The sequence below is a fragment of the Pseudomonas sp. BF-R-26 genome (assembly GCF_019947395.1).
GTDB lineage: Bacteria > Pseudomonadota > Gammaproteobacteria > Pseudomonadales > Pseudomonadaceae > Aquipseudomonas > Aquipseudomonas farris.
On record NZ_JAGYGK010000005.1, the window covers coordinates 393,156 to 406,406 of the forward strand.

Below are 13,251 nucleotides of genomic sequence, written 5' to 3' on the forward strand. Positions count from 1 at the left end.
AGCGGGCTTGCTCGCGAAGGCCGCACCGCTATTTCCGATCAACCCCCGATTCAAGCAGCTGCGCCCCCGGCCCTTGCTCACCCAGCACATCACCAAAGTTACGCAGCGGGCACGCCTCCATCGACAAACATCCACACCCGATGCACCCATTGAGCTTGTCCCGCAACAGGGTCAGCTGATTGATCCGCTCATCCAGATCCCGGCTCCACTGCACCGACAACACCTTCCAGTCCGCCGCCGTCGGTGCACGGTTATCCGGCAGGGATTTCAATGCCTCGCCAATCTCCGCCAACGGAATCCCCAAGCGCTGGGCCACTTTTATCAGCGCCACCCGGCGCAACACTTCCCGGGGATAACGCCGCTGATTGCCTTGATTACGATTGCTTTTGATCAGGCCTTTGGATTCATAGAAGTGCAGCGCAGTGACCGCCACGCCACTGCGGGCGGCCACTTGGCCGACGGTCAGTTCTTTATGCAGGTTTTGCGAGGTGATCATTTAAAAAATGCCCCTTGACCTCTAGTTAACTCGAGGTTTTACCCTGCAGGCCTTCGGATCGCAAGATCCGGCTTACAGTGAGTGGGGACTATTCATGCACGCGCCAGAGAAGAATCGCAGCTTCACCCAACTGATCGAATTCGAGATCGAACCCCATCAGCAAGCCGCGCTGGTGTCGGCACTGTCGGCGCACACTGAACGTCTGGCCCAAGGCTACCCAGGTTTTTTGAGTGCCAACATCCAGGCCAGCGACGATGGCCGGCGGGTGCTCAATTACCTGCAATGGCAATCCCGCGAAGCCGGAGAAGCTGCCTTTCAGAGCTTTGAAAGCGGTGAGCAGGATTTCTGGCAGCTGATTCGCGCCCATCGGGCGAAAACCGTGACCTTCGGCTCATTTCAGGTGCTGCATAGCCTGGCGCTTAGCCACGACAACGCACTGCACTGCCATCTGACTAGCTAGATCGACAACTGTATCAAACGCTCACCCTGTACGTTCTGCGTGGGTCGGCGTTTATTCACCGCCAGTTCGCCGATCTTGATCAGCCGGGTTCGGGTTACGTTGCGGCTCAACCCCAGCAGGGCAGCGGTGTGCACCTGGTTGTAGTGGCTGAAGCGATAGGCTGCCCGCAACAACGCATCTTCGACTTTCTCGTGCAGCGCACCGGCCTGTTCCTCGAAGAGCTTTTGAAAGGCCCGATCGAGCAAGGCTTCCGGTGAGTCGTCGACGTTGGCGTGGTGGTCGTCCTGACGCTCGATGCGCATGTTCGACAGGCGCAAGTCATCGCGCTCGATCACACCATTGCGGCAGATCAACAGCGTGTGGTGAATGACGTTTTCCAGTTCACGGATGTTGCCCGGCCAACTGTAACTGCGCAGTTTGTGTTCGGCCTCCTTGCTGATGGTGATGCTGCCGTAACCCAAACGCTGGCTGTAGGCTTCGACGAAATGCCGGGTCAGCGGCAGGATGTCGCCGGGACGCTCGCGCAACGGGCTCAGTTCCAGGCTGACCACGTCGAGGCGGTAATACAGGTCCTCGCGAAAATGCCCGGCGTTGATGGCTTTTTCCAGTTGCACATTGGTCGCCGCCAGCACGCGCACATCGATGGGAATGCTCTTGCGCGAACCCAGGCGCACCACTTCGCGCTCCTGCAACACTCGCAGCAATTTCACCTGAATCGCCATTGGCAAATCGCCGATTTCGTCGAGGAACAAAGTGCCGCCATCGGCCTCTTCGAACCAGCCGGCCTTGGCACTCAACGCGCCGGTGAAAGCACCTTTTTCATGGCCGAACAACTCGGCCTCCACTAGCGATTCGGAGAATGCGCCGCAGTTCACCGCCACGAACGGCCGGTTGCGCCGGGCGCTGAGGTTGTGGATGTGCCGCGCCACCAGCTCCTTGCCGGTGCCGGTTTCACCGATGATCAGCACGCTGGCTTCACTCGGCGCGACCTGCTGCAAGTGCGCCAGCAGGGCTTGGGATTTCGGGTCTTCGAACACCTGTGCCGTGGCGCGAATCGAGGTGGCCAACGCGGGCGAGGGCGGTAAGGTCAGCAGTTGCATGGGGCAGGCTCCATGAGTGGAAGGCTATGAATAGAAGGTCGGAATCGGCAGGGACTGGTTCAGCGCCCAGTCACCCAGTTCATGGAGTTTGTAATCCACCGGATCGTGCAGGGTTTGCGTACGCAAGTTGCGCCAGTGGCGGTCCAGCCGCAGTGAGGCGTGAGTCGAGCGGGCGCCGGTCACTTCGAACAAACGGCTACACAGTTCCAGGCCATTGCGCGTCGCTGCGACCTTGGCGGTGGCGATGGCAGTGGCCAGATGTCCGCGTTCCTCGGCGCTCAGAGTCGGCCCCTTGGCCCAGGCTTTGTCGAGCAACTCGGCGGCGCGTTGCACCAGCAATCGAACACCTTCCAGTGCCACCCAGAATTCGCCGTAATGGCCGAGCACGTAAGGATCCTGCCGCACATCCAGAGCACTGGATTTATGCCATGGACGGGTTTCGGTTAGGGTGTATTGCCGCGCCTCTTCGAAAGCGCCTTCGGCAATGCCGAGGAACATATGGGTGAATGTGAGCTGAGCAATCAAGGGGCGCAGGCAGGCGAACGGCGTGCTCAACGGACCGGGGTCGAGTAGAAGCTCCGACTCTTCAACCCGCACCCGTTCAAACGTGGCGCTGCCGCTGTCGGTCTGGCGCTGACCCATGTTGTTCCAGTCGTTGTGCAAAGTGATTCCGCTGCGCCCGCTGGGAATCGCGGCGATCAACAGCTTGCCGCCGGCACTTTCATCGACGGCCGAGGCGATCAGCATTTCCGAGTCGCTGGCGCCGGAGCAGAAGCTTTTCTTGCCGGAAAACTCGCGCCAGCCTCCGAGGTTTTTCACCACGGTGCGGGTGTCCAGCGGGTTGAGGGCGTTGCCCCAGAACCAGTTCTTGCGCGCGGTCTGTTCAAACCACGGTTGCCATTGTTCGGGCCGGGCGAACAGGCGCACAGTGGCGAGCATCAGGTGATGAAAGCCGAAGACGTGAGCGATCGAACTGTCGACCTTGGCGAACTCGCGCACGATGTTCAGGGTTTCGCTCCAGCTGGCGCCGAGGCCGCCGTACTGTACGGGAATGCTTAAAGCGAGCAGGCCGCTGTGGCGCAAGGCATCACGTTCGGCTTTCGGCGTACCACCGCGTTCATCGCGCTCGACAGCGGTCAGGGCAAACTCGGCGGCCAGTTGGCGGGCGGTCTGCAAGGGGGCCAACAGGGCGCTTAGCGGCTTGGCAGTCACGCGGGGGTCCTCATTGAAAAACCTGGAAAACAACACATGGCTTTCTGAATAACACTGACCCTGTGGCGAGGGGGCTTGCCCCCGTTCGGCTGCGCAGCAGTCGTAAAACCGGGCGGCGCGGTCTGTATGAAAATGCGCCTTCGCTGATTTCAGGGCCGCTACGCAGCCCAACGGGGGCAAGCCCCTTCGCCACAAATTCGCGGATCCACAGGAGAGCGGTTTTCAGGCCGTGGCTTTAGCCGGCAGCACATCATTGGCAATCATTTCGCCAAACGGCCCGGTGAGGTTGGTGACGCCACGTCCGGCCAGGCTGGCATACGGCTCGGGCAGCAGCGGGAACACCAATTCGGCAAAGCGATAAGCCTCTTCGAGATGCGGGTAGCCGGAGAAGATGAAACTCTCGATCCCCAAGTCCGCGTACTCCTTGATCCGAGCGGCGACTTGCTGTGGATCACCCACCAGCGCAGTCCCTGCTCCGCCGCGCACCAGACCGACGCCGGCCCAGAGATTGGGGGAGATTTCCAGGTTGTCGCGGCGTCCATCATGCAGCGCGGCCATGCGTCGTTGGCCTTCGGAGTCAAATCGCGAGAACGACTTTTGCGCGGCAGCAATGGTCTCGTCGCTGATGTGCTCGATGAGTTTGTCCGCCGCTTTCCAGGCTTCTTCGGCCGTCTCGCGCACGATCACATGCAGGCGAATCCCAAACTTCACCGTACGACCGTTTCGCGCCGCGCGCTCTCGAACATCGGCGAGTTTTTCAGCCACGGCGGCAGGCGGTTCGCCCCACGTCAGGTAAACGTCGACCTGCTCGGCAGCCAGGTCATGAGCGGCCTCGGACGAGCCACCGAAATACAGCGGCGGATAAGGTTTCTGCACCGGTGGATACAGTGCTTTGGCGTTCTGCACTCGCAGGTGTTTGCCTTCGAAATCCACCGATTCGCCTTGCAGCACGCGCCGCCAGATCTTCAGGAATTCGTCGGTGACTTCGTAGCGTTCGCTGTGATCGAGAAAACTGCCGTCGCCACGGTTTTCATCCGGGTCGCCGCCGGTCACCACATTGATCAGCAAGCGGCCGCCAGACAGTCGATCCAACGTCGCGGCCATCCGTGCCGAGACCGTCGGCGAAATAATCCCTGGACGAATCGCCACCAGATACCGCAGGTGTTCGGTCAGTGGCACCAGGGCCGAGGCAATCACCCACGAATCCTCGCAGGAACGCCCAGTGGGAATCAGCACGCCGTGGTAACCGAGACTGTCGGCAGCCTGGGCGACTTGTTTCAAATAGTTGAGCGTCACCGGGCGCGCGCCCTGAGTGGTGCCCAGATAATGGCCGTCGCCGTGGGTCGGCAGAAACCAGAAAACATCCATGAAGAGATCCTTAAGCGATTTTCAGCAGATTTTTGGGGTGCACGCCGAACAACGGCGCCGCGCGTTCTGCAGCAAGACGAATGCGGGCCTTCAAGGGCTCACTGGTTATTTGATAATTGGAGAAATCGGCTTCGGTGGCGTACACGCCAATCGGCAAGGTCAAGGCCTGGAAGAAACTGAACAGAGGCCGCAACTGATGATCGAGCACCAGCGCGTGACGTTCGCTGCCACCGGTGGCCGCCAGCAGCACCGGCGTGTCGATCAGCGCGTTGAGGTCGATCAGGTCGAACAGGTGCTTGAGCAGGCCTGGGTAGGAGCCGCGATAAACCGGCGCGGCGACGATCAGCAAGTCGGCGCTTTCGATCACTTGCAGCTCGGCTTCGATGTCGGCGCTCAGTTCCTGACGCGACAGCGCGGCGCCCAGTGGTCGGGCGATATCGCCCAGTTCGATCAGCTTGCTTTCAATCGGCAACTGCTCGGCCAGTTCGGCCAACAGCGCCTGGGTCAACACCAAAGTGCGAGACGGACGCCAGGTACCGCCGGAGAGGGCAACGACTTTCAATGGATGCGACATGATCAGTTCCTTTTTTAAACAGTTGCTCAGCGAGCAGTGATAAGTCACCGGAGTTGAGCAAGAGCTGTACCAATCCTTGGGAGCCCCGTTTTCCGTGGCTTTCAGCGCGGTTGTTGGTAGGCGCTGTTCGATTTGACCGGGTGTTTGTTGATTGACTGTTGCCAGGCAAACAGTTGCGTGGGCAACAGTGCGTGAGGCGATGGAGTTGTTTATAAAGGCTCTCTGTTATTCCGTAAAAGACCTTAAACTAATATTTATAGATCGTTTGGAGATATGAGGTCGACAATCGGAGCCGCGTTTACCAAAGTCGATAGCGACTATCGAGAGCGTTGATTTCTACCCTTCGAGCGGCACGGGTAGCCTGTGTTCATTGCCCCAAACACAGATATCCGGACGCCCGAAATGAAATCTCTATTCGCCACTTTCTTGTTGTTCGCCATCTCCGTTCTCGCCGGATGTGCCAGCCATGTTTCACCGGAATTGCGGCCCTACACCGCTGAAGAAACCCGGGAACTGGCGCTGGAGGCCCTGAATCGTCGTGGCTTGTCCTTTGACGAGTACCATGCGAAGAAAGCCGAATTGCTCGGCCAGCCGGCAAAATCGTTCAGTTTCGACAAACAAGGCGAGATGAACGCCGAACGCGCAATACAGCTGCACGGTCGCCCAAGCTGAGCGACGACTGTACTGCTCGAACTTTCACGCAACTGTCCATGGGTTTCCCTCAAGGCGTGCGATAGGGTCAATACCTGACTGACCCTGATGGACTGCCACCCATGACACTCTCGCTCGACCTGCTGCTGGGCTTTGCCCTGTTTGCCCTTGTCACTTCGATCACCCCCGGCCCGAACAACACCATGTTGCTGGCCTCTGGCGTGAATTTCGGCTTTCAGCGCACCATTCCCCACATGCTGGGCATCACTTGTGGCTTCTTCGTCCTGGTGGTCGCTGTCGGTTTCGGCCTGGGCACGGTGTTTCAAACCTATCCAATGCTTTACACCGTGTTGCGCTATGTCGGCGCGGCGTATTTGCTGTACCTGGCGTGGAAGATTGCTCATTCCGGGCCGGTAGCCGAGGGTGAACAGGGCGAGGGCAGGCCGATCAGTTATTTGGGGGCGGCAGCGTTTCAATGGGTCAACCCCAAGGCCTGGATCATGGCCATCGGTGCCATCAGCACCTACACGCCGATGCAGGGCTATTTCACCAATGTGATTGTGATTGCCGCGGTCTTCGCCTTGATCAACCTGCCAAGCGTCGGGGTGTGGGCCGGTTGCGGCACGCTGTTGCGCAATGTGCTGCGCGATCGCCGCTGGTTGCGGCTGTTCAACTGGGGTATGGCCTTATTGTTGGTGGCTTCGATGTATCCGTTATTGCTCGAAAGTTTTAGCTGATGCATTGCTTCATCCGGTGGCCAGATGCCTGTTAAGCTCGACTTCAGGAGCGTTCCTACGCACTTTTAAATGAAGTTGTTCTTCTTTAATGGCCTCCGATCAGGTATTGCTGTCGTTCTGAAAATTCGGCGTCGCTCATGAGGCGGCGCTTTGAAACTTCCAGTGACGAGCTTCCTGATCCCGGAACACGCTCTGCGAGTCTTTTATGAATAAACGTCCGTTGTATTTCGACTACGCCGCCACCACGCCGGTGGATGAGCGGGTCATCAAGGTCATGGTCGAGTGTCTGGGTTTCACAGGTAACTTCGGCAATCCAGCGTCCAGTTCCCACGCCTTCGGCCAACAGGCCCGGCAATCGGTTGAGCAAGCACGGCGCCAGGTCGCCGAATTGGTGGGCGCCCAGGCGGAGCAGATCGTCTGGACCTCCGGCGCCACCGAATCCAACAACCTTGCCCTCAAGGGCGTGGCCCAGGCCCGCGGTGTATCCGGTGGCCACATCATCACCAGCCAGATCGAACACAAAGCGATTCTCGACACTGCAAAACAGTTGCAGGACGCAGGCGTTGCGGTGACGTATCTGGTGCCCGATGCCGAAGGCCTGATTACTCCACAAGCGGTCAGCGAAGCGATGCGTGAGGACACCTTTCTGGTGTCATTGATGCTGGTCAATAACGAACTGGGCACCATCAACGACATCCCGGCCATCGGCCAGGTGGTGCGTGATCGCGATGCGTTGTTCCATGTCGATGCGGCCCAGGGCGCGGGCAAAGTGGCGATCGATCTGGCCCGGTGGTCGGTAGATTTGATGTCGTTCTCGGCGCACAAGGTCTACGGTCCCAAAGGCATCGGCGCGCTGTATGTCGGTGCTCGTGCGCAGCAGCGTCTGCAGGCACAGATCCACGGCGGCGGTCACGAGGGCGGGTTGCGTTCCGGCACGCTGGCGACGCACCAGATTGCCGCAATGGGAGTGGCCTTCGCGTTGGCGGCGCAATTGTTTGATGAAGAAAAAGCCACCATCGCGCGTCTGCGTGAGCGCTTGCTCGAGCCGCTGCTGAGCATTCCTGGCGTGCGCCTCAATGGCAGCCCTACCCAGCGCATTCCCCATACCCTGAGCCTGACTTTCAACGAAGGTGAGTTCAGTTCCGCGGCGTTGAGCGCCTCGATCGCGTTTTCCGCGACCTCGGCCTGTAATTCCGCCAGCAATGCGCCGTCCCATGTGCTGCTGGCCCTGGGGCATGACGCACGCTCGGCCAGTCGCACCATTCGCTTGAGCCTGGGGCGTTTCACCACCGAACAGGATATTGATCAAGCGGTACACCTGATTAAAGCAACTTGCGCCAGTGCTCCGGCATTCTGGGCGACAGGTCCTTAAGCGCCGACTCCGATCGGCACCGAATAATAATGATGAGTGGTTAGCAGGAGACACGATGAGTACACAGCCTTTGACCAATGGATTGGTACCCCAGCGCCTGGCGCAAACCCGCGAGCTGATGAGCCGGGAGGGCATTCATGCTCTGCTGGTGCCGTCAGCGGACCCGCATCTGTCGGAATACCTGCCGGGCTATTGGCAGGGACGGCAGTGGCTGTCAGGTTTTCATGGCTCGGTGGGCACGCTGATCGTCACGCCGGATTTTGCCGGTGTCTGGGCCGACAGCCGCTATTGGGAACAAGCGAGCAAGGAGCTCAAGGGCAGCGGCATCGAACTGGTCAAGCTGCAACCGGGTCAACCCGGCCCGCTCGATTGGCTGGCCGAGCAAACCCCTGAAGGCGGTGTCGTCGCAGTCGATGGCGCGGTGATGGCCGTGGCCTCCGCGCGCACTTTGAGCAGCAAACTCGAAGAACGCGGCGCACGTCTGCGCACCGACATCGATCTGCTGAGCGAAGTTTGGAGTGACCGTCCGAGTCTGCCGAACGAGCCGATCTACCAACACTTGCCGCCTCAGGCGACGGTCAGCCGTGGCGAAAAACTCGCCAAACTGCGTGAGGGGCTGAAAGAGCGCGGTGCCGACTGGCACTTCATCGCCACCCTCGATGACATCGCCTGGCTGTTCAACCTGCGCGGCGGCGATGTGTCGTTCAACCCGGTGTTCGTGTCCTTCGCCCTGATCAGCCAGCAGCAGGCCACCTTGTTCGTCGCCCTGAGCAAAGTGAGCGCCGAGCTGCGGGCCATTCTCGAACAGGACGGCGTGACCCTGCGCGATTACAGCGAAGTAACCTCCGCCTTGCGCGCTGTGCCGAGCGGCGAGAGCCTGCAAGTCGATCCGGCACGGGTCACGGCTGGTCTGCTGGATAACCTGGACAGCGGCGTGAAACTGCTCGAAGGCCTGAACCCGACCACTCTGGCCAAGTCGCAGAAAAGCCTGGCCGATGCCGAGCACATTCGTCGGGCCATGGAGCAGGACGGCGCGGCGCTGTGCGAATTCTTCGCCTGGCTGGAAGCGGCCTTGGGGCGTGAGCGCATCACCGAGCTGACCATCGACGAACACCTGACCGCGGCGCGTACCCGCCGTCCGGATTATGTGTCGCTGAGCTTCAACACCATTGCCGCGTTTAACGCCAACGGTGCGATGCCGCATTACCACGCCACCGAAGAAGAACACGCTGTGATCGAGGGTGACGGCCTGTTGCTGATCGACTCCGGCGGTCAATACCTGGGCGGTACCACCGACATCACCCGAATGGTGCCGGTGGGTACGCCGACCGACGAGCAGAAGCGCGATTGCACCCGAGTGCTCAAAGGCGTGATTGCACTCTCCCGTGCACAGTTCCCACGAGGCATTCTGTCGCCGTTGCTGGATGCTATTGCCCGCGCACCGATCTGGGCCGAAAGCGTTGACTACGGCCACGGCACCGGTCACGGCGTCGGCTATTTCCTCAATGTTCACGAAGGCCCGCAAGTCATCGCCTATCAGGCCGCGGCGGCACCGCAAACCGCGATGCAGCCGGGCATGATCACGTCCATCGAACCGGGCACTTACCGTCCGGGTCGCTGGGGTGTGCGGATCGAGAACCTGGTATTGAATCGTGAAGCAGGCAAGAGCGAATTTGGTGAGTTCCTGAAATTCGAAACCCTGACCCTGTGCCCGATCGACACCCGTTGCCTTGAACCATCGCTGCTGACCGAAGATGAGAAGCAGTGGTTCAACGGTTATCACGCCGAGGTGCGTGAACGCTTGAGCCCGTTGCTCGACGGTGCGGCCCTCGAATGGTTGAACACCCGAACCGCGGCTATTTGAGCGGTTTGAGTCCAGGCGCTGTTTCCAGCGCCTGGCTCAGGTCATAGGCAGGCGCTGGCTATTGCGCACGCAGGGCTTCAAGGACGAAGTCCAGCCGATCCTGGCCGAAGAACAGCTGATCACCGACAAACATGCTCGGTGCACCGAATACGCCACGTTGCACCGCTTCTTCGGTGTTTTCCTTGAGGGCGGCTTTGACGTCCTCATCGGCGGTCAGCGCCAGCACTTCATTCGGATCAAAACCGTTTTGCGTCAGCACGGCGGCAACAGTCGCTGGATCATCGAGACTGCATCCTTCAACCCAAAGGGCATGAAACAGGCAATCGATAAACGCCTGAAAGCGTTCGGGATGGCGCAGTTGCATACCTGTGACAGCGCGCATCAGCATCAGGGTATTGATCGGGAAGTTCGGGTTGAACTTCAGCGGTACGCCATAGCGTTTGGCATAGCGGTCCAGGTCCTGAAACATGTAGCGACCCTTGGCCGGTACGGTGATGGGGGAAGCATTGCCGGTAGCTTTGAAGACGCCACCCAGCAGCATCGGTCTGTAGATCAGCTGACTATCGGTCTGTTTGCAGATCTTCGGCAGTTGGGTATAGGCCAGGTAAGTCGCAGGGCTGCCGAGGTCGAAAAAGAACTCCACGGTTTTGCTCATGGTCGATGTGCTCTTCTTATTGTTGTAAGGGAGGGCTTACCAGCGTTCGTTCCAGGGGCGCAGATCCAGCTCGAAGGTCCAGGCGTCCCGTGGCTGGCTGTGCAGGTACCAATAGTTGTCGGCGATGTGCTCGGGATTGAGGATGCCGTCCTGATCCTTGGTCGCGTATTTTTCCGGAAAGTTGTCGCGTATAAAGTCGGTGTCGATGGCGCCATCCACTACGACGTGGGCGACATGGATGTTCATCGGTCCCAGTTCGCGGGCCATGCTTTGCGCCAAGGCGCGAATCCCGTGCTTGGCCCCGGCGAAGGCGGCGAAACCTGCGGCGCCGCGCAAGCCAGCAGTGGCGCCAGTGAACAGGATCGTGCCGCGTTGGCGGGTGACCATACGCTTGGCCACTTCACGGGCGTTGAGAAACCCTGAGAAGCAGGCCATTTCCCAGATCTTGAAATACTTGCGGGCGGTTTCATCGAGGATGCTGCACGGCACATTGGCGCCGATATTGAAGACGAACGCTTCGATGGGGCCCATCTCGGTTTCGATCTGCTCGATGAGCGCTATCACATCCTCTTCATTACGCGCATCGCAGGCAAAACCGTGAGCCTCGCCGCCACTGGCTGTGATGGACTCTACCAGTGGCTGGAGTTTGTCTGCGCTGCGACGTGTGACGCAGGCGACATAGCCTTCACGGGCAAAACGTTTGGCGATGGCGCCGCCGGTGGCATCGCCTGCGCCGACGACCAATACGATTTTCTTGTTAGTCATGGATATCGCCCTTTGCTGAACGGTCATTGACTGAAGAACGTTAGCAGCATCGGGGCGAAGCGACTATCGGGCTACGCAAGCCCGATAGAAAGGGAGGGTTACTTGCAGATGACGATCATGCTGCGGCTGGTATAGCCGGCAGGGTTGAGGCCGAACGGATAGTCACCGGGCTCTTCCACCGCATCCCCTGACTTGGCGATGACTTTGTAACCCTTGGGCGCGCACGAATTGGCGGCGCTGGTGTAGCACTTGTCCCACGAGGACGAGAGCCCGGAACAGTTGATATGCAGTCCTCTCTTGCCATGTTTCATCTGGGGTTTCGAGGTCGCGGCGCAGCCCGCAATTGCAAGTACGGCGATCAGTATCAAAATTCGTTTCATTGCTGTCCTTAATAGCGGCCCCGGATCTGTGCCTGGGTCTGCCTGCATTCGCTTTTGCTTGAAGCGTTCTGATATCCCTATCTGAAAAAATCCATGTCTGACACTGAGTTACGTAGCCTAAACATGGCCTAATTGAGCGGTAAATACCATACCTTCGTCAATCTTGTTTCAATCTGCTGCGATCACAGGCTTGGCGGTACTCCCCATGGTCATGGTCGCGCCGACGGAAGCCAGAATGATGCACAGGATAGCCATCCACTGTGACAGGGAAAGGTATTCCTGGAGGAACAACAGGCCGGACAGCGCGCCGATCGCAGGTTCTATGCTCATCAACGTACCAAAGGTCCGGGTTGGGATCCGTGTGAGAGCGACCATCTCCAGGGTATAGGGCAGGGCGGTGGACAGAATGGCGACCCCGATGGCCACGGGAATCAACGACGGTGTCAGTAACGCGGCGCCAGCGTGGACAATGCCGATGGGCGCTACGAACAGGGCGGCAATCATCACGCCCAATGCTGCGGTCTGCACCCCATTATCAGCACCAGCCTTCTGACCGAACAGGATGTACAACGCCCAGCAGACACCAGCACCCAGGGCATAACCTGCGCCGACCAGATCGATGCCCGCACTCGTGGCGCCTGTCGGAATCAATAGCAATAAACCCAAGGCTGCGAGAGCGATCCATAGAAAGTCGATCGCTCGACGTGAGGCGTAAATAGCGACTGCCAATGGGCCGGTGAACTCCAGGGCTACGGCGATACCCAGAGGGACAGTGCGCAAGGACATATAGAAGAGGAAGTTCATGCCGCCCAACGCCATCCCGTAGACGATAACGGTGCGCAGGGATTTCGCGGTGAGCTTCGCTCGCCATGGGCGCAATAGCAGCAGCATGATCACACTGGCAAAGATCAGTCGCAGGGTGGTCGTTCCTTGAGCACCAACAACCGGGAACATGCTTTTGGCCAGGGAAGCTCCGGACTGGATCGATGCCATGGCTATCAAGAGCAGGCCAACCGAGAACAGGGTCGAGGCGAGGCTGCGGGGGTGGTCATTCATTGCGTGGCATCGTCCGAAGTAGCAAGCGAGAGTATTGTTTTATGTGTTGGGCAATATACTGCGCATTCGTTGCGGGCGCGTCTATATATAAGCAGGGATTTTGAACATCCTGATAGAAAAACCAAATCAGGGGTTGACGGCAGATTCTGGAAGCCTATAATTCGCCCCACTTCCGGCGCAGTCGAAACGGAAAACTCCTTGGTAAACAAAGAGTTACGCAGTTTTCGATAGCGGTTACGCTTCAGTTCATCGAAGCCAGAAGGAGTTGGTAAGGCAGTGTGTTTTCGCCTTGTTGACGGTTCGATCATCTCGGTCGAAAGCGGAGAAAAAGAGGTGTTGACAGCAGCGAGTAACGCTGTAGAATTCGCCTCCCGCTAACGAGAGATTGGAAGCGCAAGTGGTTGAAGTTGCAGAGGAAACTTTGAAAACTTCGAAAAATAACCGCTTGACAGCAACAGAGGCTGCTGTAGAATGCGCGCCTCGGTCGAGACGAAAGATCTTAACCAACCGCTCTTTAACAACTGAATCAAGCAATTCGTGTGGGTGCTTGTGGAGTCAGAC

General features: G+C 58.9%; 14 protein-coding genes. 5 read left to right on the forward strand and 9 right to left on the reverse strand.

Annotation, left to right across the window (positions count from 1 at the left end; translation table 11 throughout):
* Positions 1 to 28 precede the first annotated feature (28 nt).
* Positions 29 to 496, reverse strand: coding sequence for a redox-sensitive transcriptional activator SoxR (gene soxR / locus KGB18_RS09590; RefSeq protein ID WP_123719027.1), 468 nt, complete (start codon positions 494 to 496; stop codon positions 29 to 31).
* Between the two features lie 94 nt (positions 497 to 590).
* On the opposite strand from soxR, the gene KGB18_RS09595 reads away from it, so the two are divergent.
* A complete protein-coding gene (locus KGB18_RS09595; RefSeq protein WP_123719026.1) occupies positions 591 to 956 on the forward strand; it encodes an antibiotic biosynthesis monooxygenase in 366 nt (121 codons plus the stop codon).
* Here the strand turns inward: KGB18_RS09595 and KGB18_RS09600 are convergent.
* The 4 genes from KGB18_RS09600 to msuE all read right to left on the reverse strand — a co-directional run bounded on the left by KGB18_RS09600 (position 953) and on the right by msuE (position 5,210).
* On the reverse strand, positions 953 to 2,056 hold the full coding sequence (locus KGB18_RS09600; protein ID WP_223569712.1) for a sigma-54 interaction domain-containing protein: 1,104 nt from the start codon (positions 2,054 to 2,056) through the stop codon (positions 953 to 955). The two genes, KGB18_RS09595 and KGB18_RS09600, sit on opposite strands and share 4 nt — an antisense overlap.
* A gap of 24 nt (positions 2,057 to 2,080) precedes the next feature.
* Positions 2,081 to 3,268: an acyl-CoA dehydrogenase family protein gene (locus tag KGB18_RS09605; RefSeq protein ID WP_123719024.1), complete on the reverse strand. Its 1,188-nt coding sequence runs from the start codon at positions 3,266 to 3,268 to the stop codon at positions 2,081 to 2,083.
* 222 nt (positions 3,269 to 3,490) lie between these two features.
* A complete protein-coding gene (gene ssuD / locus KGB18_RS09610) occupies positions 3,491 to 4,636 on the reverse strand; it encodes an FMNH2-dependent alkanesulfonate monooxygenase (protein WP_223569713.1) in 1,146 nt (381 codons plus the stop codon).
* Between the two features lie 10 nt (positions 4,637 to 4,646).
* A complete protein-coding gene (msuE, locus tag KGB18_RS09615) occupies positions 4,647 to 5,210 on the reverse strand; it encodes an FMN reductase (RefSeq protein WP_123719022.1) in 564 nt (187 codons plus the stop codon).
* Between the two features lie 402 nt (positions 5,211 to 5,612).
* On the opposite strand from msuE, the gene KGB18_RS09620 reads away from it, so the two are divergent.
* From KGB18_RS09620 to KGB18_RS09635, 4 genes are all read left to right on the forward strand, one after another.
* Positions 5,613 to 5,882, forward strand: coding sequence for a hypothetical protein (locus KGB18_RS09620; RefSeq protein ID WP_052967889.1), 270 nt, complete (start codon positions 5,613 to 5,615; stop codon positions 5,880 to 5,882).
* Positions 5,883 to 5,983: 101 nt separating this feature from the next.
* Positions 5,984 to 6,598: a LysE family translocator gene (locus KGB18_RS09625; protein ID WP_008075565.1), complete on the forward strand. Its 615-nt coding sequence runs from the start codon at positions 5,984 to 5,986 to the stop codon at positions 6,596 to 6,598.
* Positions 6,599 to 6,803: 205 nt separating this feature from the next.
* On the forward strand, positions 6,804 to 7,970 hold the full coding sequence (locus tag KGB18_RS09630; protein ID WP_123719021.1) for a cysteine desulfurase family protein: 1,167 nt from the start codon (positions 6,804 to 6,806) through the stop codon (positions 7,968 to 7,970).
* Between the two features lie 55 nt (positions 7,971 to 8,025).
* Positions 8,026 to 9,834, forward strand: coding sequence for an aminopeptidase P family protein (locus tag KGB18_RS09635; RefSeq protein WP_223569714.1), 1,809 nt, complete (start codon positions 8,026 to 8,028; stop codon positions 9,832 to 9,834).
* A 58-nt stretch (positions 9,835 to 9,892) separates the two neighbouring features.
* Here the strand turns inward: KGB18_RS09635 and KGB18_RS09640 are convergent, their stop codons facing one another.
* The 4 genes from KGB18_RS09640 to rhtA all read right to left on the reverse strand — a co-directional run bounded on the left by KGB18_RS09640 (position 9,893) and on the right by rhtA (position 12,690).
* Positions 9,893 to 10,489: a 2-hydroxychromene-2-carboxylate isomerase gene (locus KGB18_RS09640; protein WP_123719019.1), complete on the reverse strand. Its 597-nt coding sequence runs from the start codon at positions 10,487 to 10,489 to the stop codon at positions 9,893 to 9,895.
* 36 nt (positions 10,490 to 10,525) lie between these two features.
* A complete protein-coding gene (locus KGB18_RS09645) occupies positions 10,526 to 11,254 on the reverse strand; it encodes an SDR family oxidoreductase (RefSeq protein ID WP_223569715.1) in 729 nt (242 codons plus the stop codon).
* Between the two features lie 98 nt (positions 11,255 to 11,352).
* Complete coding sequence (locus tag KGB18_RS09650) at positions 11,353 to 11,634, reverse strand: hypothetical protein (RefSeq protein WP_123719017.1); 282 nt, start codon at positions 11,632 to 11,634, stop codon at positions 11,353 to 11,355.
* A gap of 168 nt (positions 11,635 to 11,802) precedes the next feature.
* A complete protein-coding gene (gene rhtA, locus KGB18_RS09655; RefSeq protein WP_123719016.1) occupies positions 11,803 to 12,690 on the reverse strand; it encodes a threonine/homoserine exporter RhtA in 888 nt (295 codons plus the stop codon).
* Positions 12,691 to 13,251 lie beyond the last annotated feature (561 nt).